Annotated in this window: 12 protein-coding genes; 8 read left to right on the top strand and 4 right to left on the bottom strand. The window is 70.3% G+C overall.

From position 1 onward, the window contains the following. The first annotated feature begins 186 nt into the window (after positions 1-186). The 4 genes from D7X99_RS38395 (at position 187) to D7X99_RS38380 (ending at position 6,487) form a co-directional block, all read left to right on the top strand. The gene (locus D7X99_RS38395) at positions 187-3,330 is read left to right on the top strand and encodes a DUF4175 family protein (protein ID WP_121782092.1); all 3,144 of its coding nucleotides are present in this window, start codon (positions 187-189) and stop codon (positions 3,328-3,330) included. An 8-nt stretch (positions 3,331-3,338) separates the two neighbouring features. Beyond that, positions 3,339-5,081 carry a tetratricopeptide repeat protein gene (locus tag D7X99_RS38390; RefSeq protein ID WP_169827356.1) on the top strand — a complete coding sequence of 581 codons (1,743 nt, stop codon included), beginning with the start codon at positions 3,339-3,341 and terminating at the stop codon, positions 5,079-5,081. A gap of 334 nt (positions 5,082-5,415) precedes the next feature. Then, positions 5,416-6,129, top strand: a complete 714-nt coding sequence (locus D7X99_RS38385) for a DUF4142 domain-containing protein (RefSeq protein WP_121782090.1) — start codon at positions 5,416-5,418, stop codon at positions 6,127-6,129. Between the two features lie 79 nt (positions 6,130-6,208). Continuing rightward, the gene (locus D7X99_RS38380) at positions 6,209-6,487 is read left to right on the top strand and encodes a hypothetical protein (protein ID WP_120598838.1); all 279 of its coding nucleotides are present in this window, start codon (positions 6,209-6,211) and stop codon (positions 6,485-6,487) included. 56 nt (positions 6,488-6,543) lie between these two features. On the opposite strand, the gene D7X99_RS38375 is transcribed toward D7X99_RS38380, so the two are convergent. Next, the gene (locus D7X99_RS38375) at positions 6,544-8,574 is read right to left on the bottom strand and encodes a S9 family peptidase (RefSeq protein ID WP_121782089.1); all 2,031 of its coding nucleotides are present in this window, start codon (positions 8,572-8,574) and stop codon (positions 6,544-6,546) included. 134 nt (positions 8,575-8,708) lie between these two features. Between D7X99_RS38375 and D7X99_RS38370 the strand changes: the two genes are divergently transcribed. Further along, positions 8,709-9,335 carry a DsbA family protein gene (locus D7X99_RS38370; protein WP_233597274.1) on the top strand — a complete coding sequence of 209 codons (627 nt, stop codon included), beginning with the start codon at positions 8,709-8,711 and terminating at the stop codon, positions 9,333-9,335. Between the two features lie 6 nt (positions 9,336-9,341). Here the strand turns inward: D7X99_RS38370 and fliB are convergent, their stop codons facing one another. Both fliB and D7X99_RS38360 read right to left on the bottom strand, forming a co-directional pair. Continuing rightward, positions 9,342-10,595: a flagellin lysine-N-methylase gene (gene fliB, locus D7X99_RS38365; protein ID WP_121782088.1), complete on the bottom strand. Its 1,254-nt coding sequence runs from the start codon at positions 10,593-10,595 to the stop codon at positions 9,342-9,344. Between the two features lie 10 nt (positions 10,596-10,605). Next, a complete protein-coding gene (locus tag D7X99_RS38360; RefSeq protein ID WP_121782087.1) occupies positions 10,606-14,328 on the bottom strand; it encodes a TIGR02266 family protein in 3,723 nt (1,240 codons plus the stop codon). A 179-nt stretch (positions 14,329-14,507) separates the two neighbouring features. Between D7X99_RS38360 and D7X99_RS38355 the strand changes: the two genes are divergently transcribed. Genes D7X99_RS38355 through D7X99_RS38345 form a run of 3 tightly spaced genes read left to right on the top strand, consistent with a single transcriptional unit; the run spans position 14,508 to position 17,542 of the window. Then, positions 14,508-15,650 carry a hypothetical protein gene (locus tag D7X99_RS38355; RefSeq protein WP_121782086.1) on the top strand — a complete coding sequence of 381 codons (1,143 nt, stop codon included), beginning with the start codon at positions 14,508-14,510 and terminating at the stop codon, positions 15,648-15,650. A 56-nt stretch (positions 15,651-15,706) separates the two neighbouring features. Continuing rightward, a complete protein-coding gene (locus tag D7X99_RS38350) occupies positions 15,707-17,191 on the top strand; it encodes an NAD(P)/FAD-dependent oxidoreductase (RefSeq protein ID WP_158627140.1) in 1,485 nt (494 codons plus the stop codon). 15 nt (positions 17,192-17,206) lie between these two features. Next, the gene (locus tag D7X99_RS38345) at positions 17,207-17,542 is read left to right on the top strand and encodes a LysR substrate-binding domain-containing protein (RefSeq protein ID WP_121782084.1); all 336 of its coding nucleotides are present in this window, start codon (positions 17,207-17,209) and stop codon (positions 17,540-17,542) included. A 19-nt stretch (positions 17,543-17,561) separates the two neighbouring features. Here the strand turns inward: D7X99_RS38345 and D7X99_RS38340 are convergent. Beyond that, on the bottom strand, positions 17,562-18,900 hold a 1,339-nt coding region (locus D7X99_RS38340), incomplete at its 5' end, for a hypothetical protein (RefSeq protein ID WP_233614044.1).

Raw genomic sequence — 18,900 nt, 5'->3', positions numbered from 1 at the left:
GTCCCCCTTCCGCGTTGTCCCCAGAACCCTGCCGTCCGCCCCTCCTTCGTGCGGCGGACACAGGCTCCTCCCTTTCTGTCCTCCGCCCCGGCGATGCACGCGCGAAGACGGCGGGAGTGCGCCACAATTGGGAAATAGTCGGCCCCGCCCGGGGTTGGCTCGCGACCGACGAGCGGACAAGCCAGCGTGAACCTCGAGACACCGCAGAGCCCAGCCCCCGAGCTGCCGCCCCCGCCGCCTCCTCCGGCCCCGCCTCCCCAGGCCCGGCGTGAAGCGCGCTCCGGAGGCGTGGCGGAGCTGCTCGCCCAGGTGCGCGCCCGCCAGCGCCGCCAGCTCTGGGCCCAGGGCCTGCTGCTGGGCGCCGTCGCGGCCCTCGTGCTCCTGTTCGCCACGGGCCTCCTGGGCCGGGCGGTGCCGGGGCTCGCCCAGGGGCTCATGTGGCTCGCCCTGCCCGTGGGCGCGGCGGTGGCTTACGTCTTCGGCGTCGTGCTCGCGCACCGGCAGGTGGGCGACGACGCGCGCACCGCCCGTCTCGTGGGCCAGCGCCGCCCGGAGCTGTCGCTGGACGTGCTCGCCGCGGTGGAGCTGTCGCGCGAGCGCCGTGAGGAGGCCGGCTGGTCCCCCCAGCTCGCGGACGCGTTCCTGCGGCAGATGGACGAGCGCGCCCGCACGGTGGACCCCGGGCTGGTGGTGGACCGCCAGCCGCTGCGCCGCGTGGCCATGGCGTGCGGCGGCGGGGTGCTGGCGCTCGCGGTGCTGATGTTCTTCGTGGGCGGCCGGTGGGTCGCGGGCTGGAAGCACCTGCGCGAGCAGGCCTCGCGTCCGGAGACCGCCGCGCAGGCGGAGCCCATCACCGGCGACATCGAGCTGACCTACCGCTACCCCGCGTACACCGGCCTCGCGCCGCGCACCGTGCCCGGCACCAACGGCGAGGTCAGCGCGCCCGCCGGCACCGAGGTCGCGCTGAAGACGCGCTCGGACCGCCCCATCGAGCGCGCGGAGGTCGTCGTCAACGACCAGGTGCTGCCCCTCACCGTCACCGGCGGCCGCGAGCTCACCGGCAGCTTCGTCGCGAAGCAGGGCGGCCACTACCACTTCGTCTTCTATGCCTCGCGCGCGAAGCCGCTCGCGGTGGGCCCGGACATCCCCCTCACCGTGGAGGCGGACAAGTCCCCCCAGGTGACGCTGCTCACGCCGTCCACGGAGATTGAAGTCGACCCCGGCCAGAAGGTGACGCTCAAGTTCGAGGCCACCGACGACTACGGCCTGTCCGGCCTGGCGCTGGTGTACCGCGTGCCCGGCGCGAAGCAGGAGACGCGCGTGAACCTGCCGCGCGAGGACAGCCGCCGCAGCCGGGGCACCTTCAACTGGGACCTGGGCCCGCTCAAGCCCGCGCCCGGCGACCGCATCACCTACTACGTGGAGGCGAAGGACAACGACGCGGTGGAGGGCCCTAAGAAGGGCGTCAGCCGCACGCAGACCCTGCGCGTCTACAGCGCCGCCGAGCACCGCCGCGCGGCCCTGGAGAAGGCCGAAGTCCTGTGGGGCCGCCTCGTGGACCACCTGGCGGACCGCCTGGAGGGGCCCGACCGCGCGAAGCAGAAGGACGCGACCGCGGTGGAGACCGCGAAGTCCGCGGACACCAGCGGCCAGCAGCTCGCGGACGACTTCCGCGCTCAAGGCGCCGAGCTGTCGCGGGAGAAGGACGTGCCCAAGGAGATCGTCTCCGCGCTCCTGAACATCGGCGGAGAGCTCAAGCGCAGCGTGGGCACCACCTCCGACTTCCGCCGCCTGTACCTGCGCACCCAGCGCGCGCGCGGCGAGGACTGGGGCACCGGCACCCGGCTCACCGCCGTGGTGGAGGACGAAATCGAGGGCCTGGAGCGCGACATCCTCTACCTGGAGTCGCTGCTGGACCGGCAGAAGCTGGAGGCGCTCCAGGAGATGACGAAGCAGCTGGCCAACGAGCGCCGCGACCTGTCGCGCCTCATCGAGCAGTTCAAGGCCAACCCGGACGAGGCCGCGCGCGAGCAGGTGATGCAGCAGATCCAACAGCTCAAGTCGCGCATCCAGGAGCTGATGCAGCGCATGGCCGAGCTGCGCAAGGGCATCCGCGACGAGCACCTCAACGCGGAGGCGCTGTCGGAGATGATGCAGCAGGAGGACATGCAGGGCGCCATGGATGAAGTCGAGCGCCTGATGCAGGAGGGCAAGGCGGACGAGGCCCTGGCGAAGCTCCAGGAGCTGGGCATGCAGATGGACGAGATGCTCGAGTCCATGGACAAGTCCCAGGAGGACTTCGGCGCGGAGCAGTACCCGGAGCTGGCGGAGAAGTTCGGCAAGTTCATGGACGACCTGCAGGGCACCATGAGCGAGCAGCAGAAGGTCGCCGAGCAGACGCGCGCCCTGCGCGACCAGGCCCGCGGGCAGAACCGCGACCGGCTCAAGGAGAAGGGCCAGGCCCTCAAGGACGAGCTGAACCGCAAGCTGAAGCAGGTGCAGGAGGACTACCAGAAGCTCGATCCAGGCCGGCTCAACAGCCGCGCGGCCCGCCCGCTGGAAGAGGCCCAGTCCGAGCTGCGCAACGTGGAGAACGCGCTCAAGGTGGACGACTTCGACCTCGCCGCGGAGTCCGCCGCGCGCGCCGAGGACGCCGCGCGCCAGCTGTCCAGCATGGGCGAGCAGCAGCGCCAGCTGGATGAGATGTTCGGCAACCCGCCGGAGGTGCGTCAGCAGTCCGCGAAGCTCGCGGAGCAGCTCAAGAAGGACTCGCGCGACGTGTCGGACGTGAGCCAGCAGCTGCAAAACCTCTTCCCGCCGCCGGGCTCGCAGCTGTCGCCGCAGGAGAAGCAGCAGCTCCAGCAGCTGGGCCAGCGCCAGCAGCAGTTGGAGCAGCGCGCGCAGGGCCTGCGCCAGCAGATGGAGGACATGGAGCAGACGGCGCCGCTGTTCGGCGAAGAAGCCGGCCAGCAGATGGATGAGATTGGCCAGCGCATGGGCGAGGCGTCCCAGCGCATGCAGGGCAAGGACCCCGGCCGCGGCTACGGCGAACAGCAGGCCGCCATGGAAGGCCTCAAGCGCTTCCAGCAGCAGATGCAGCAGAGCCAGCAGGGTCGCAAGGGCGGCCGCGGGCTGCCCATGCCCATGGGCTCTGGCCGCCGCCAGGAAGGCAACGGCCGCAACCCGCAGGACAAGGTGGAGCTGCCGGACGAGGACGCGTTCCAGGCGCCTCGCGAGTTCCGCAAGGACCTGCTGGACGCGATGAAGCAGGGCGCGCCGGAGAAGTACCGCGAACAGGTGAAGCGCTACTACGAGGAGCTGGTGAAGTGAGCCGCCGCATGCACGCGACCATCCCGGGCCTGGGCGTCCTGTGCGCCCTCCTCCTCGCCGTCCCCACGGCCTTCGCGCAGCCACCCGACGCCGCCCTCAAGGAAGAGGTGAAGCAGCGGCTGGGCAAGGTGGAGCAGTCGCTGGACGACTGGGACGTGGGAAGCGCCCGCCGCGAGCTGGCCGAGGTCGAGCAGCGCGTACCGTCCGAGCTGGAGCCCCTGAAGTACTTCCAGGGGCGCGTGGCCTTCGAGGAGGGCCAGTACGAAGACGCGGTGACGCTGCTGGAAGGCGCCAACATCGAGGACAAGCCGGGCAGCTACCTGCGCCTCGCCAAGGACACGCGCACCATCGTCAAGGACCACCAGCGCGCGGAGAGCGAGCACTTCATCTTCTTCTACCCGAAGGGCAAGGAAGAGATTCTGGTGCCCTACGCGCTGGAGACGCTGGAGGCCATCCACCGGGCGCTCGCGGAGGACCTGGGCTGGACGCCGCCGGGCAAGGTGCGCGTGGAGGTGGTGAACAACGCGCGCGAGCTGTCCCGCGTCAGCACGCTGACGGAGAAGCAGATCCGCACCACGGGCACCATCGCCATCTGTAAGTTCAACAAGCTGATGGTCACGAGCCCCAAGGCCGTGGCGCAGGGCTACGACTGGCAGGACACGCTGGCGCACGAGTATGTGCACCTGGTGGTCAGCCAGATGTCCCACAACACCGTGCCCATCTGGCTGCACGAAGGCCTGGCCAAGTTCCTGGAGTCGCGCTGGCGCGGCAAGGGGGGCCTGGCCATGACGCCCTCCACGCAGGCGCTCTTGGGCAAGCGCGTGAAGGAGGACAAGCTCATCCCCTTCGAGAAGATGCACCCCTCCATCGCCATGCTGCCCACGGCGGAGGACGCGGCCACCGCGTTCGCGGAGGTGTTCTACGCCATCGACTACATCCACGGCACCAAGGGCACCGCGGGCCTGCGCGCCCTGCTCCAGGAGCTGAAGGCGGGCCAGCCGGACAAGAAGGCCGTGGAGGTGGCGACGGGCATGCCCTTCCCCCTCTTCGAGAAGACGTGGCTGTCCTACGTGAAGAAGCAGCCCTTCCCGCAGGAGCTGGTGCCGCGCGACGATCGCGTGGTGCTCAAGGAGGACGCCAAGGGCGCTCAGAAGGACAGCGAGAAGAAGGGGCGTGAAATCTCCTTCGGCGGCTTCGCCGAGGTGACCGAAGTGCCCGCTCGCAAGTTCGCGCATCTGGGTGAGGTGCTGCGCGAGCGCAACCGCGTGAAGGCCGCCGCGGAGGAGTACGCGCGGGCGCACAAGCTGGTGGGCGACAAGTACGAGTCGTTGTCGAACAAGTTCGCGCTCGCGCTGCTGGAGCTGCGCCGGTTGGATGAGGCGGAGTCCGTCCTGCGCGGCTCGCTGCGCATGCACCCGGGCTCGCCCTCCACCAACGTGCACCTGGGCCGCATCCTGCTGTTCCGCAAGGACTACCCGAAGGCGAAGACGGCGTACCTGGAGGCGCTGGCGTCGGATCCGTTCGACCCGGAGATCCACGTGGCCCTCACGCGCATCCACGGCGCGCTGGGGGAGACGGCGCTCGCGTCTCGCACGCGCGGGGCCGCCGCCAACCTCACGGGCCTCAAGCCCGACGACGTGGACCGCGCCGCCCAGGCCTTCCTGCGCGCCGAGGACGAGCTGTCCGAGACGAAGAACGTCCCCGCCGGCACACCCGACGCTCCGAAGCCGGCGCCGCAGCCCGCGAAGTAGCCCTCCTCCCCGGCGGCCAGCCAGCCGGGGCCCTGCCTCCCTTCTCTTCCCTCCCTCCCGGGATGCGTAGCTTTCCGGGCACGAGGAGGACGGGATGGCGTTCCCAGACAGCCGTGTGGTGCTGAACGTCCGCGCCCGCTCCCGGGGGCAGTGGTGCTGTCGACTGCCGCACCGGGTCCGGGACGCAACGTGAATTGGCACACGTCCGGCCGCCCACCCACTGGGTTCGCTGTCGCGCCCTGCTCCAACGTGCGCCGCGCGGATCCGGAAGTGTGTCCGGTCCACCGACCTTGACCCGCCTCACATCCGAGGCCCTGAAAAGGAGCAGCACCCAATGAAGCGCACCCTGCATGGAGTCACCCTCGCCGCGGTCCTCTTCACCGGCGGTGTCTCGCTGGCCCAGAGCGCCACGTCCGCCAACCCGCCGGTCGGAGAGAAGACGCCCCCCGTCGCCAAGGGCACGGTGGAGTTCAAGGGCTTCATCGTCCCCGCGGATCCAAAGGCCTTCCTGGAGCGCCTGCACTACATCAACCAGTCGGAGATCAAGCAGGCGAAGCTCGCGCAGCAGAACTCGCAGAACCCGGACGTGCAGACCTACGCCAAGGCGATGGTCGACGCGCACACGACCGCCGACCAGAAGGTCATGGACTATGCGAAGTCGCAGAACATGAAGCTGGCGGAGATGCCCAAGGCCACCAACGACATGGAGAAGAAGGCCATGGCCGCGGACAAGGCGGACATGGAGAAGCTCCAGGCGCTGAAGGGCGCGCCGTTCGACTCGACGTACATGGCCGGACAGGTTGGCGCGCATGACGCCGCCATCGGCAAGGTGATGGCCGCCCAGCAGGGCATGGGCGCCACGGGCGAGCTGGCCACGCTGCTCACGAACCTCACCCAGGAACTGCCCCGGCATCGCGACATGGCCTACCAGACGCTGGGCAAGCTGGACGACGCCATGGGCGTGGGCGGCGCCGGCACGCAGGGCGGCACCATGGAGCACGGATCCATGGACCACGGCTCCACCGGCGGTGCGACGAAGACGAAGTAATGCAGCAGCGGTGAAGTGCGCGGCGCCTCCCTTGAAGTGCATTCACGGGAGGCGTCATCCGCGTGCATAGTGCCGGGCCATGTCACGACTGATTGCCCTGGCCTCCTGTGTCTCCGTGCTGCTCCTCACCGGCTGCTCCAACGACGCCGACGCCATCTGCGACTACCGCAAGCAGTGCTTCGACTCCGACCTGGACACCGGCAAGTGCGCCGAGAAGGTTGGCGCCTGGGAGGAAGAGAAGGAGAGCGAGCAGGACAAACGCCGCGAGCGCACCGCGGAGTGCTCGCAGTGCATCTCCGACCGCACCTGCGCGGAGGTCATCGCCAGCTGCATCGACGACTGCTTCGGCATTCCCTGAAACCTGCATGAAACCCTGGGGCGCGACGCCCCAGGGCTCACGTTCCGCCGGGCGCGCTACTTGCGCGTCCAGCGGTCCAGCCAGCCCAGCACCTCGTCGTGCCACTGGATGCTGTTCTGCGGCTTGAGCACCCAGTGGTTCTCGTCCGGGAAGTACAGGAAGCGGGACGGGATGCCGCGGCGCTGGAGCGCGGTGAAGGTGGCGATGCCCTGCGTGTCCACCACGCGGTAGTCCTTGCCGCCGTGGATGACGAGCATGGGCGTCTTCCACTTCGCCACCTGGTTCACCGGGTTGAACTTCTCGTACGACTCCGGCTTCTCCCAGGGCAGCGCCTTGTGCTCCCACTCGGGGAACCACAGCTCCTCGGTGTCGTAGTAGGCGGCGCGCTCGTCGAAGATGCCGTCGTGGTTCACGAGGCACTGGAAACCGTCCGCCCAGTTGCCGGCGATCCAGTTGATCATGTACCCGCCGTAGCTGCCGCCCAGCGCGCACCGCTTCGTCTTGTGGATGAAGGAGTACTTCTGGAGCGCGGCGTTCAGGCCCTTCTGCAGGTCCTCCAGCGGCTTGCCGCCCCAGTCCCCGGAGATGGAGTCCGTGAAGGCCTGGCCGTAGCCGGTGGAGCCGTGGAAGTCGATCATCACCGCCACGTAGCCACGGCCCGCGTACACCTGCGGGTTCCACCGGTAATGGAAGTGGTTGCCGAAGCTGCCCTGCGGTCCGCCGTGGATGAGGAAGGCCAGCGGGTACTGGCGCTTCGGGTCGAAGTCCACGGGCTTCACCACGTAGCCGTGCACCGTCTCGTTGTTCCAGCCCGGGAAGTTGAACTGCTCGAAGGCGCCGAACTTCAGGCCCGCGAGCGCGTCCTTGTTCACCTGGGTGAGCTGCCGCGCGCCGGTGCCGTCCGCCTTCACCGCGTACAGGTCCGCCGGCGAGTCCAGGTCATCCATCGCGTAGACGACCTGGCCGTCCGCCGCGGGCTGGGCGCCGTCCGCGTTGCCGCCCTGGGTGAGCCCGCGCGCCTTGCCGGTGGCCACGTCCAGGGCGAACACGGTGTTCTGCCCCACGTCGTTGGCGGTGGTGAAGAGCGTGGCGCCGTCCTTGCTCCACGCGAGCGAGCCAGCCGAGCGGTCCCAGTCCTGGGTCAGCACGCGCTCCTGGCCACCCGGCCACGTGCGCAGGATGACGCGGAAGCGGTCGGCCTCGAAGCCAGGGCGGGACATGGCCACGTACGCGAGCGTCTTGCCGTCCGGGCTGAACACGGGGCTGGTGTCCGTGGCGCGGTTCTTCTCCGTGAGCTTGCGCGGCTTCGTCTTTCCGTCGACGGGCGCGAGGAACAGGTCCAGGTCGGTGGACCACGACTCGGTGGCGCCCACGTCGCGCGCGGCGAAGACGAGGCTCTTGCCGTCCGGGGTGAAGGTGAACTCCTCCGCGCCACCGAAGGGCTTGCTGGGCGCGTCCGCGTCCATGCCCTTCATCACGTCCACGGCCGTGCCGCCGGCCACGGGGACGACGAACAGGTGCGAACGCGTGCCGTCCTTCCAGGTGTCCCAGTGGCGGGCGAAGAGCTGATCATACGCGCGGCCGGTGGTCTTCTTCTTGGAGGCCTCGGCGGCGCGCTGGGTGTTGCACGCGAGGTCCGCGCAGTCGGGGCGCGCGTCCAGCGCCACCGCGAGCTGCTGGCCGTCACGCGACAACACGAAGCTGTTCACGTCCAGCGGCAGCTTCGTGACGGGGAGCGGTTCGCCGCCATCCACCGGCAGGCGCCACACCTGCGACGAGCCACCGCGCGACGACAGGAAGTAGAGGCTCTTGCCGTCCGGAGCCCAGACAGGGTCGGTGTCGCTGTCCGGATGGGAGGTGAGCTGGCGCGGCTCGGAGCCGTCCAGGTTGGCGAGCCACAGGTCGGTGCGCCCGCGGTTCATCTCCATGTCGGTGGAGCGCAGGACGTAGGCGACCTGGCGGCCGTCGGGCGAGACACGCGGGCTGCTGAGCCGGCGCAGCGTGACCAGGTCCTGTTGATTGAACGGATGAGGCGCGGGCGCGGGGTTGGCGCCGAGCGCCAGGGCCGCGAAGAGCGACAGGGGCACGGAAGGTTCCTCCGGAGAGATGGAACCCGGACCGTGCCCGTGGGAAGGCGGGCTGTCCACAGACGAAGTGTGGGAAGGGGCGCGCGCGGGCCACTCCGGGTGGCTGCCGCGATGCGGCGATGTTAGGCAGGGCCATGTCCACGTCCACGCCCGTCGTCATCCACGTCTGGTCCGACTTCGTCTGTCCCTGGTGCTACGTCGGCCTCGCCGAGGTCGAGAAGGTGAAGAAGGAGTACGACGTCCAGGTGGAGTGGCATCCCTACTTCCTGCGCCCGGAGACGCCGCCGGAAGGGCTGCCGCTGCCCGAGTACGTGCGCGAGGGGATGAAGGACCCCAACAACCCGCTCAAGCTCCGCGCCGCGAAGGCCGGGCTGAAGATGGTGCACCGGGACATCATCCCGTCCACGCGCCGGGCGCACGAAGCGGCGGAGTACGCCCGGGCCGAGGGCAAGCTGGCCCCCTTCCACGCAGCGGTGCTGCGCCGGTACTGGAGCGAGGGTCAGGACCTCTGGCAGTGGGACACGCTCCGGGGCGCGGGCGTGGAGGCCGGGTTGGATCCGGACGAACTGCAGCGCGCCGTGGAGGAGGGCCGCTTCCGCCAGGTGGTGGAGCAGGCCGTGCGCGAGGCGCAGGAGATGGGCATCCGCGCGGTGCCCACGTTCATCCTGGGGGAGAAGGTGGCCATCCAGGGCGCGCACGAGTACCCGTCGTTCCAGAAGGCCATGGAGCAGCTGGGCGCGAAGCCGAAGCAGCAGGGCTGACGGGAGCTACAGGCCCTTCACCAGGATGAGCAGCCGCGCGAAGGTCTCCGGACCTTCGCCAGCCAGCCCCTTGGCGAAGTCCAGGAACGAGGGCGCCTGCTCCACGTGCTTGGCGACGACCTGGAACGCCTCCACGGCGGCGGCGTCCAGCGCGGCCTCGGGCGTACCGGGAGCCTCCAGCAGCGCCACCACGGCCGGGTGCCCGAGCAGCACCCAGCGCACCACGGAGGCGCGCAGCACGAGCAGGAACACGGCGTTCAGGAGGCTCTCGGCCTCGGTGAACGGGTGGCGCAGGACGTGGTTGAGCGCGTGGTGCAGGAAGTACTGGTGCACGCGCTCGCCGTGCAGGGACTCCAGGGCGGAGCGCCGCGCGGCATGGAGTTCCCACGCCTGGTCTGGATGCGTGTCCGCGCCGCCGTAGGACTCGCGCACGGCGTTCATCAGAGAGAGGAAGCGCGGGCTGCTCACGGCGGCCTCGCGTGAACGGAGCACGGCGCCGCAGATGCCGGCCCACGGGCCTCCGGGCAGCTCCAGCGCTTCGAGCTGCGCGCTCAAGGACGCGAGGGTGTCCGTGGATTCGTACTCGCCGAGGATGCCCGTGAGCCGCTCTGCATCCGATGAAGCGAACGCCGTGGTCCCCGGGAAGTAGAAGTCGCCCAGGTCCAATGCCATGCGGCCCAGCGCGTACAGCCTCGCGGCGAACGGGACTTCGCGCCGATTCAAGAGCCGCAGCATCGCTTCGCGCACGGTGTCCGCGTGGGCCGTCCACGCGTCGTCCCCCGCCGCCACCTGCCGCGCGACCTGTGGACGCAGGGCCTGTTCCTCGGGCACGGGCTCGCGCACCAGCGCGTCCTCCGCCAGCAGGCACAGGCGCGCCGTCTCCGGACACGCGAGCGACCCGGCCATCTCCACCTGCGCGCCCCAGCGAGTGAGCACTCGAGGGAAGACGGAGCAACCGTCCGGCAGCACTGCTTCACCGTAGCGGCGCTGGAGCGAGCACAGCTTCGCCTCATCCAGGAAGGAGCAGTGCCCATCCGCGCGCTTGCCCAGGATGCCCGCCTGCTGCCCCGTGGCTCCATCCGGGTTCGGAGTAATCAGCCCCGCGACGCGCGCTTCGTCCGGTGTACCCGCGACCTTCTGGCGCAGCAGGCTCCAGCGCGACTCGCTGATGGGCACGGTGAGCCCCGCGCAGCAGGTGTCCTCGCACGCTTCCGCGATGCAACGGAAGCGCGCCATGTAGCGGGGGGCCGAGGCGGTCATGGAACCCAGTCTACTTGCGGCCCAGCGCCTTCTTCACGAACCCCCAGAAGCGGCCCGCGCGCTCCTTGAGGTCCGCGCCCCGGCGCTCCTCGGCGGCGCTCACCGCCTCCTTGCTCACCTGGAGCTGCTTCTGGAGCTCCTCCGGCGAGTAGCGCGTGGCGAGCGTCGCCTTCACTTCCTTGCGCGTCGAATACTCACGCGCCTCCACGTGCAGCACGCATTCGGAGTCGAGCTTGAGCGTCACGGCGACGCGCACGGAGCCCTTGGGGCCTCGTGGGAGACCTTCCATGCGCACGGTGCCCAGGTACTCGTTGGCGGAGATGTGGTTGTCCTCGCCCTGGAAGACGGACAGCTCCATCCGCTCTTCGTTGTCCTGCGACGTGCTGATGGCGAACGAGCGCTGCGTGGGCAGCGGGCTGTTGCGCTCGATGACGCGCTTGAAGCCGCCGCCGGGCATGGCCACGCCAATGGTCATGGGCAGCACGTCGATGAGCACCACGCTGCTCACCTTGTCCACCGAGCCCGAGTACAGCGCCGCGCCCAGCGCCACGGCCTCGTCCGCGTTGACGCTCGCCTGCGCGTTCTTGCTGAAGAGGCCCTTGAGCTTGTCGCGCACCAGCGGCATGCGGCTCATGCCGCCCACCAGGATGATGTCGTCCACCTCCGAGGCCTTCAGCTTGGAGTCCAGGAGCACGTCGCGCACCACGTCGATGGTGCGGTTGAGCAACGGGTCGCAGATCATCTCCAGGTCCTGGCGCGACATCGTCACGCGCAGGTCCCGGGGACGGCCTGCGTCGTCCATCATCAACATGGGGATGTGGACCTCGAAGGTGCTGCGCTCGGACAGCGCCATCTTCGCGCGCTCGGCGGCGTCACCCACGCGCGACAGGGCGATACCGTCCCCGTTGAACGCGATGCCTTCCTTCTCCTGGAAGCGCTCCAGGAGGAAGTCGACGATGAGGTTGTCGAAGTCGATACCGCCCAGGAAGATGTCGCCGCCGGTGCCCAGCACCTCGAAGACGTTCTTCTCGATGCGCAGGATGGTCGCGTCGAAGGTGCCGCCGCCCAGGTCGTAGACGAGCACCTTCTTGTTGAGCTCGCGGTTGAGGCCGTACGCGAGCGCCGCGGACGTGGGCTCGTTGAGGATGCGCTCCACCTTGAGGCCGGCCATCGCGCCCGCCTTGCGGACCGCTTCACGCTGGGGCTCGGAGTAGTAGGCCGGCACCGTCACCACGGCGCGCTCCACCTTCTGGTTGAGGTGGGTTTCGGCCATCTCCTTGCACTCGCGCAGGATGATGCCCTGCACCTCTTCCAGCGACAGCACGTCGGTGCCCAGGCGCACGGCGGCGCGGCCGGCGGCGTCGGGGGTGATTTCGTAGTGGAAGCGCTCGCGCACCTGCTTCACCACGGCGCTGTCGTAGGGACGTCCCACCAGGCGCTTCGCGCCGTAGATGGTGTGCGTGGGCCGCAGGACGAGCTGGTTCTTCGCGCGGTGGCTGACGAGCAGCTTGTTCTGCGCGCTCAGCGAGATGACGGACGGGATGGTGTTGTAGCCCTCGCGCGAGCGGAGCACGACGGGCCGGCCGTTGGACAGCAGCGCCACGCAGGAGTTGGTGGTGCCCAGGTCGATGCCGATGACCGGCCCCGTGCCGGCCAGCGTCTGCGGCGGCGTGAGGTAGATGGGGCGCACCTGGCCGTTGGCGTCCAGGGGAGGCGGCGCGGAGGCCACCGGCGCGGCGGCGGGCGCGAGCGTCGCGGGGGCCATCGGAGCAGCGGGCGCGGGCGGGGCCTGACGCACGGACGGAGGAAGCACGCTCGGCGGCGGCGGAGCCATGGGCCGCGCGGCGGGACGGCCCGAAGAGGACACGGGCTCGCGCGCCAGTTCCAACGGCCCGTCGTCGTCGATGGACAGGTCCAGGTCGAACTCGGCGCTGCCGCCAGACGGGCGCTGCGCGGGAGGCGGCTGCGGCGCGGGAGGCTGCTGCGGGACAGCGCGGCCCCAGGACGACGCAGGCTCCTGGGAGAGGTCGGGAGCGCGGCCCGCGGCTGAGCCGGGCTCGCGGCCCAGGCCGGGCGCGGCGGGGCGGTTGGCGAAGGAGCCGGGCTCCAACGGCAGCTCACCGGGAGCGCGCGCCGTGGGACGGCCCGCCACGGATCCAGGCTCGCGGCCCAGGCCCGGGGCACGGCCCGCCGCGGATCCAGGCTCCAGGCCCAGACCCGGCACGGAGGGACGTCCAGCAGCGGATCCGGGCTCACGTCCCAGACCTGGCACGGCGGCGCGACCCGCGACGGATCCAGGCTCGCGCCCCAGTCCCGGCGCGGCGACACGGCCGGCGGCGGATCCAGGCTCAAGTCCCAGGCCTGGCACCGCGGGACGACCTCCAGAAGAGCGAGGCTCAAGTCCCAGGCCCGGCGCGGCGGCGCGACCCGCCGCGGATCCAGGCTCGCGTCCAAGACCCGGAGCACGGCCGGCGGCGGATCCAGGCTCACGCCCCAGACCCGGCGCTGCGGCACGGCCGGGCGAGGACGCGGGTTCACGTCCCAACGGCCGCTGACGGCCCGGCGAGGACGTGGGTTCGCGCGCCAGCTCCAGCGGAGCCTCGTCGTCCAGGGATGACAGGTCGAAGTCGAACTCGGCGCTGCCGCCAGAGGGCTTGGCGGGAGCCACCGGCGGCACGACCGGCATCGCGGCGGGCGGAGGCGGCGGGGCCGCGCGCTGCACAGGCGGCGGAGGCACCGGCGCGGCACGAGGCGGCGGCGCGGGGGCGACATCCGAGAAATCCAGCTCGAATCCACCCGCGTCGCCCGCGTCCAAAGCCGCGTCGTCCTCCACGGAGAGCCCCACCTCGATGGGCACCTCTTCTAGCGGCTGGCCCATGGCGATGGGCTCATCCACGACCGGAACCTCGAACTCGAAGTCGAGCCCCGGCAACGGCTCGTCGTCTCCCGACAGCACGCCCTGCACGGTGGGCGGAGGCGTCCCCGCGATGAGCTCATCCAGCGGGATGTCCACGTCGTTCGCGGAGTCCGCTTGAGCCAGCCCCAGGTCCTCATCCGGCGCGCCCAACGAGAACGGCTCGTCCGCGCCGCCCAGCGACAGCGGCTCGTCCGCGGCGGGAGCGGGGCTGGAGGACGGGGCATCCAGGTCATCGAACAGCGAATCGAGCGCGGCACCACCCGCGGCCGGCTGCGCGGGCGGTGCGACGGCGGTGGGGCGCGCGGGGACGGCGGCGGGCCGGGGCGCGGCGGCAGAGGAAACGGGCGGCACGGCCACGGGCGGACGCACCGGCGCGATGCCCGGAGCGGTCAACGGCGCGATTCCTGGCGCTGCCAACGGCGCGATGCCCGGCGCCACGACCGGAGCAATGGACGGCAGCGGCGCGGCGGCCGACACGGCACCCGGCTTGCGCTGGAGCATCAGCTCCACGAGCGCGCGGCTCGCGGTATCCAGCTCCTGGAACTGCAACCCCATGCCCGGAGGCCCCGCGGGGTCGTTCACATCGCGCACCCAGCGCACGGTCGCGGTGCCCTGGAGCACGCGCACGCCGTTGGCGATCTGCACCTCGAAGCGCACGGGCGTGCCCACCGGCTGCGGCGTGCGCGAGCGGATGAACATGCCCCCGGGGCTGATGTTGGTGGCGAACTCCTCGGTGAAGCTCCCCACGCTCTCATGCTTGAGCTTCACCAACAGACCGACCGACTTGCGGTCCGAGGTACGCCGACCTTGATCCATGGTTCAGCACTGTCGCGTCCGGGGGCCATTCCCTCAAGGGGGTTCTGGCCCCCTGCCCGTCCGGCCGGTGCCCGTTCGAGACCTTCAGGTGCGCATCTGACTTACCTGTATGTCCCCGCTATCCTGGGACTTCGTTTCACGCAGGAAGAGGTCCGGGTCCACCGGACGGGAGTCCCTCGATGAACGCGGTTCCCCATTTCGCCCCGGTTCCCCTGCATGCGCGGTGGTTGGTGGACCGACGGCACGACCTGCTCTCCACGGTCGGGGGACTGGGCGCGAGCCTGGCGCTGATGGCGTTGCACGTGCTGGGGGGCGTGAGCGGGCCGCCGTTGTGGTGGGCATGGGTGCTGCTGCTGGATGGGCCGCACCTGTTCGCGACGGTGTCGCGCACGTACCTGGACGCTCGGGAGCGGAAGGCGCGAGCCAGGCTGCTCTGGGGCAGCCTGGCGTGGTTCGCGGCGGGGCCGGCGGTGTTCGCGGCGTCAGTGCTGTCCGGGCAGCGCTGGCCGTTCGCGGTGTTCGTGACGCTGGCGGCGCTGTGGGCGTACTGGCACGTGGTGCGGCAGCACTACGGCATCATGGTGCTCTACCAGCGCAAGGCCGGCGAGCGGGACGCGTGGGACCGGCGGCTGGACAGCGTGACCCTGTACGTGGGGTTGCTCGCGCCGTTCGTGGCGTTCGCGCTGACGCATCCGGGGGCGCGGCGCAGGTTGGGGATGATGGCGGAGCCAACCTGGGAGGTCGGGGTGGCGCACGCGTGCTTCGCGTTGGTGCTCGCGGTGGTGGGGGTGCTGGCGGCGAGGCAGGTGTGGCGGTGGCGCCGGGGCCTGGGGGTGAACGGGCCCAAGTTGTTGATGCTGGGCGCGGCGCTGGGGCTGACGTCGCTGGTGTTCTGGCCGTCGGTGTCGCGGCGGATGGACTTCCTGATGTTCACCGTGGCGGTGACGGCGTTCCACAACGTGCAGTACCACGGCGTCGTCTGGTTCTTTCACCGCAACCGCTACCACGCGGACGGCGTGGACCGCGCCGCGTTCGGTTGGGCGCCGAAGGTGAGCCAGCGCTTCATCGTCTACGCGCTCTGCGGGCTCGCGTTCACGCTGGTGTACCGGACAATGGGCTGCGGCATGGGCGTGCATCCGGGCTGCGGCGCGTTCGACACGAAGCTGGCGCTGGGAGGCGCGGGGCTCACGCTGAGGGACCTGATGGAAGGCTTCATCTGGGGCTTCGCGCTGCACCACTACTTCCTGGACCAGTACATCTGGCGCGTGCGCAAGGACGCGGGGCTGAACCGGGACCTCAAGCTGGGCGCGGCGACGGCCTGAGCTGCTAGCGACCGCACCGGGCGCGATGCAAGATGGCCGACACAAGGGGGATTCCGATGCCTCATGTCGTCGTCATTGGTGCCGGTGCCGCGGGATTGAAAGCCACCCATGACCTGCTCGCCAAGGGCTACCAGGTCACGCTCATCGAGGCGCGACATCGGTTCGGTGGCCGTGCCTGGACCGATGAATCCATGGGCCTTCCGGTCGACCTGGGGTGCCAGTGGCTGCACGACTCGCCCGCCAATCCCTGGTTCACCGAGGCGAAGCGCCTGAAGGTGAAGATCTACAAGCAGATCAAGAGCGACTTCTACCTGGACCCCGCGGACCTCTCCCTCGATCGCTCGAAGAAGCTCAAGGAGCACGTGGAGACGATGGAGTCGGCGCTCGAGAACTCCGTGAAGTCGGGGGACCGGAACAGCGCGGCCAGCGAGGGGGCCAAGGCGGCGAAGGTCGACCGCAAGGATCCCTGGTATCCCGTGGCCGTCGCCCGGCTGGCGGCGCTCGAGGAGAGCGCCGAGTTGGAGGAGTTCTCCACCGTCGACCTGGATGCGAAGGCTGACGACGAAGATGAAGACGAGGTCGACGACGACGTTGTCGACGAGGACGACCAGGGCGCGAACGAAGACGACCACGCCGCCGAGGACGGCGATGAAGGCGAAGCCGCGGAGACCAGCTACAACTGCCTTGCCCGAGGTGGGTTCGGCAAGCTGATCAGCGCCTATGGGGATGCGCTGGTGGAGGAGTACACCGATGAGCTGACGGTGCACTTCACCACCGTGGCGGAACTGATCCGGTGGCAGGACGACACCCTGACCGTGGTCACCTCGTCCGTGATCGCGGGCCCCGTCCTGAAGTTCACGCCAGACGCCGTCGTGGTCGCGGTCCCCACCAGCATCATCGCGAGCAAGGAAATCGAGTTCCTTCCACCCCTGGACCTGGCGACCCAGAAGGCCTTCGCGGACCTTCCGTTGGGGGCCTACATGAAGGTCGCCCTCAAGTTCTCCAGCGACATCTTCGATCCAGACTCCTACGAGGGGCAGATCTCAGCCAAGGAGCTGAAGCAGCTCCGCAAGACGCTCCCGGGCATCGAGGCGTATGACGAGGTCTGGCCGAAGCCCGCGAGCTCGGGCCATGTCTGGAAGTTCGTGTGCAAGCTGCACGACCAGAACGTGGTGGTCGGCTTCGTGGGTGGCAAGCTCGCCAGGAAGATGGAGGCCGAGAAAGATGCCGCCGTCGTCGAGCATGCGCTCACCAAGCTGACGGCGATGCTCGGGCCCGTCCTGGGGCCCCATGTCCGGAAGCTGTATCAGAACAAGTATCTGATCAGCCGGTGGAGCCAGGACCCCTGGGCCCAGGGCGCCTACTCGTACACGAAGCCCGGTGGACAGGGAGCCCGGAAGCACCTCTATGACCAGCCGCTGAGTAACCGGCGGATCTTCTTCGCGGGAGAGGCCTTGTGGCGGGCGGCCTATGGCACGGCCCATGGCGCCTACAAGACGGGCGCGAAGGCGGCGAAGTGCATCATCGATGAGCTGGGATGATTAGCGAGCCGCGCGGTGGCGCAGCTCGTCCATGAACGCGTCCAGAGCGGCGGCATCGACGTGCTCCTGGAGAAGGAGGGGTTCTCGCGTCGCGTGACGCGTGTGGTGACCACGTTCTCCCTGGCACTGCCGCTCGTTCCAGGCTCGGACCGGCTCGCCGTCCTTCCGCGCAGCTTCGCCACCGCGCACGCGAAGGCACTCGGGCTCGTACTTCGGCCTCTGCCTGTCTCGAGTCCTCCCCTCGAGATGCTCCTGGCCTGGCATCTGGGGAACGAGGGCGACCCGAAGCACGCATGGGTCCGCGGTCTCGTGCAGGACGCGGTACGCGCCGTGGGCCTGGCGACTGGGTAGGCCCACGGCTCCGTCAGGTTCAGGGCGTCACGAGCCGCAGGAACGCATCCTGGTTCCACGTGTCGCCCGCGCCGTCGCGCTGCCAGCCAGACACCACCAGCCCGGACTCCGGCGCCGCCACCAGCGCCGTCGTCGCCAGCGAGCACGTGCCGCTCTCGCACGCCTCCGGCGCCAGCGACTTCGTGCCCAGCAGCGCGCCGTCCGCCGCGTAGCGAGTCACGGTATTGCCGCACGCCGTGGCCACCGGGCCCGCGGGCTCCACCGCCGCGACCGTGCCCACCGACGTCGCGCCGCACGTGGGCTGCTTCACCCAGCGCTCCTGCCCGTCCGCCGTCGCCGTCAGCACGAACGGACCGCCCTCATCCAGCGCGACTCCATTCCACACCAGCAGGCCCACCGCTTCGCCGGCCACCGCCACCGTGCCGTCCGCGCCCACCGACACGGAGCCCACGCGCCCGTTCACTCCCGGCACCTCGCGGCCCCACGCCAGCGCTCCGTCCGCGCCGAACGCCAGCACCACGAAGCCGCCCGTGCCCCGGGCGTCGAACGTGCGCCCGTCCACCGTCACCGGGCCCACCAGCCGCCCGGCCACCACCGACGTGCCCGCCCCCGACAGCGCCACCGCCGACAGCAGCGTGCCCTCCCTCGCGCCGTCGAACGTCTTCGTCCAGCTCGCCGTGCCGTCCGCCGCGTAGCGCACCAGCTGGGGCGTGTGGGCCTCCGTCGTCCACTCCTCGCCCAGGGCCACGACTCCGCCCGCCGCGTCCGCCGCCACCGCGTAGACCTTCTGGCCCACGCGGCGCTGCCACTCGGGCTCGCCGGCCTGCGTGAACTTCACCAGGAAGCCGTCCTGCGCCTCGCCCAGCCCGAAGTCCGCCGAGTACAGGAACGCGTTGCCGGACAGGAACACCGCGCCGTCAGTGCCCGTGGAGCCCGCCACGCGCAGGTCCGACAGGCGGTTGCGCTCGAACTCCTTCGCCCACTGCTTCGTCCCGTCCGCCGAATAGCGGGACAGCGTCAGCACCAACCGCTCCCCGTCCACCTGGTCCCGGTCCTCATCCGCGCGCGGCGTGCCGGACGTCACCCACAGCACATCCCCGCCCCGACCCACCGCCAGCCCCGAGCCCGTGTCGTCCTGCGGGCCGCCCTGCTTGAGCGACCAGGGGCTCGCCGCCGGGGCCGCGGGCGCCGGAGTCTCGGCAGAGGGCGCCTGCGTGGGTGCCTGGGTTCCGGGCGAGGGAGCAGCCGTCTCCGGGGCCGGCGCGGGGACGGTTCCCTGGGCTTCCGTACCGCCAGTCACATCCCCAGTTTCGTCCGCCGGAGCGCCACCGCCACACGCAGTGCTTCCCAGCCCGAGG

It is taken from the genome of Corallococcus sp. AB032C, assembly GCF_003668935.1.
Taxonomy (GTDB): domain Bacteria; phylum Myxococcota; class Myxococcia; order Myxococcales; family Myxococcaceae; genus Corallococcus; species Corallococcus exiguus.
This window is presented reverse-complemented; position numbering and strand designations above follow the sequence as displayed.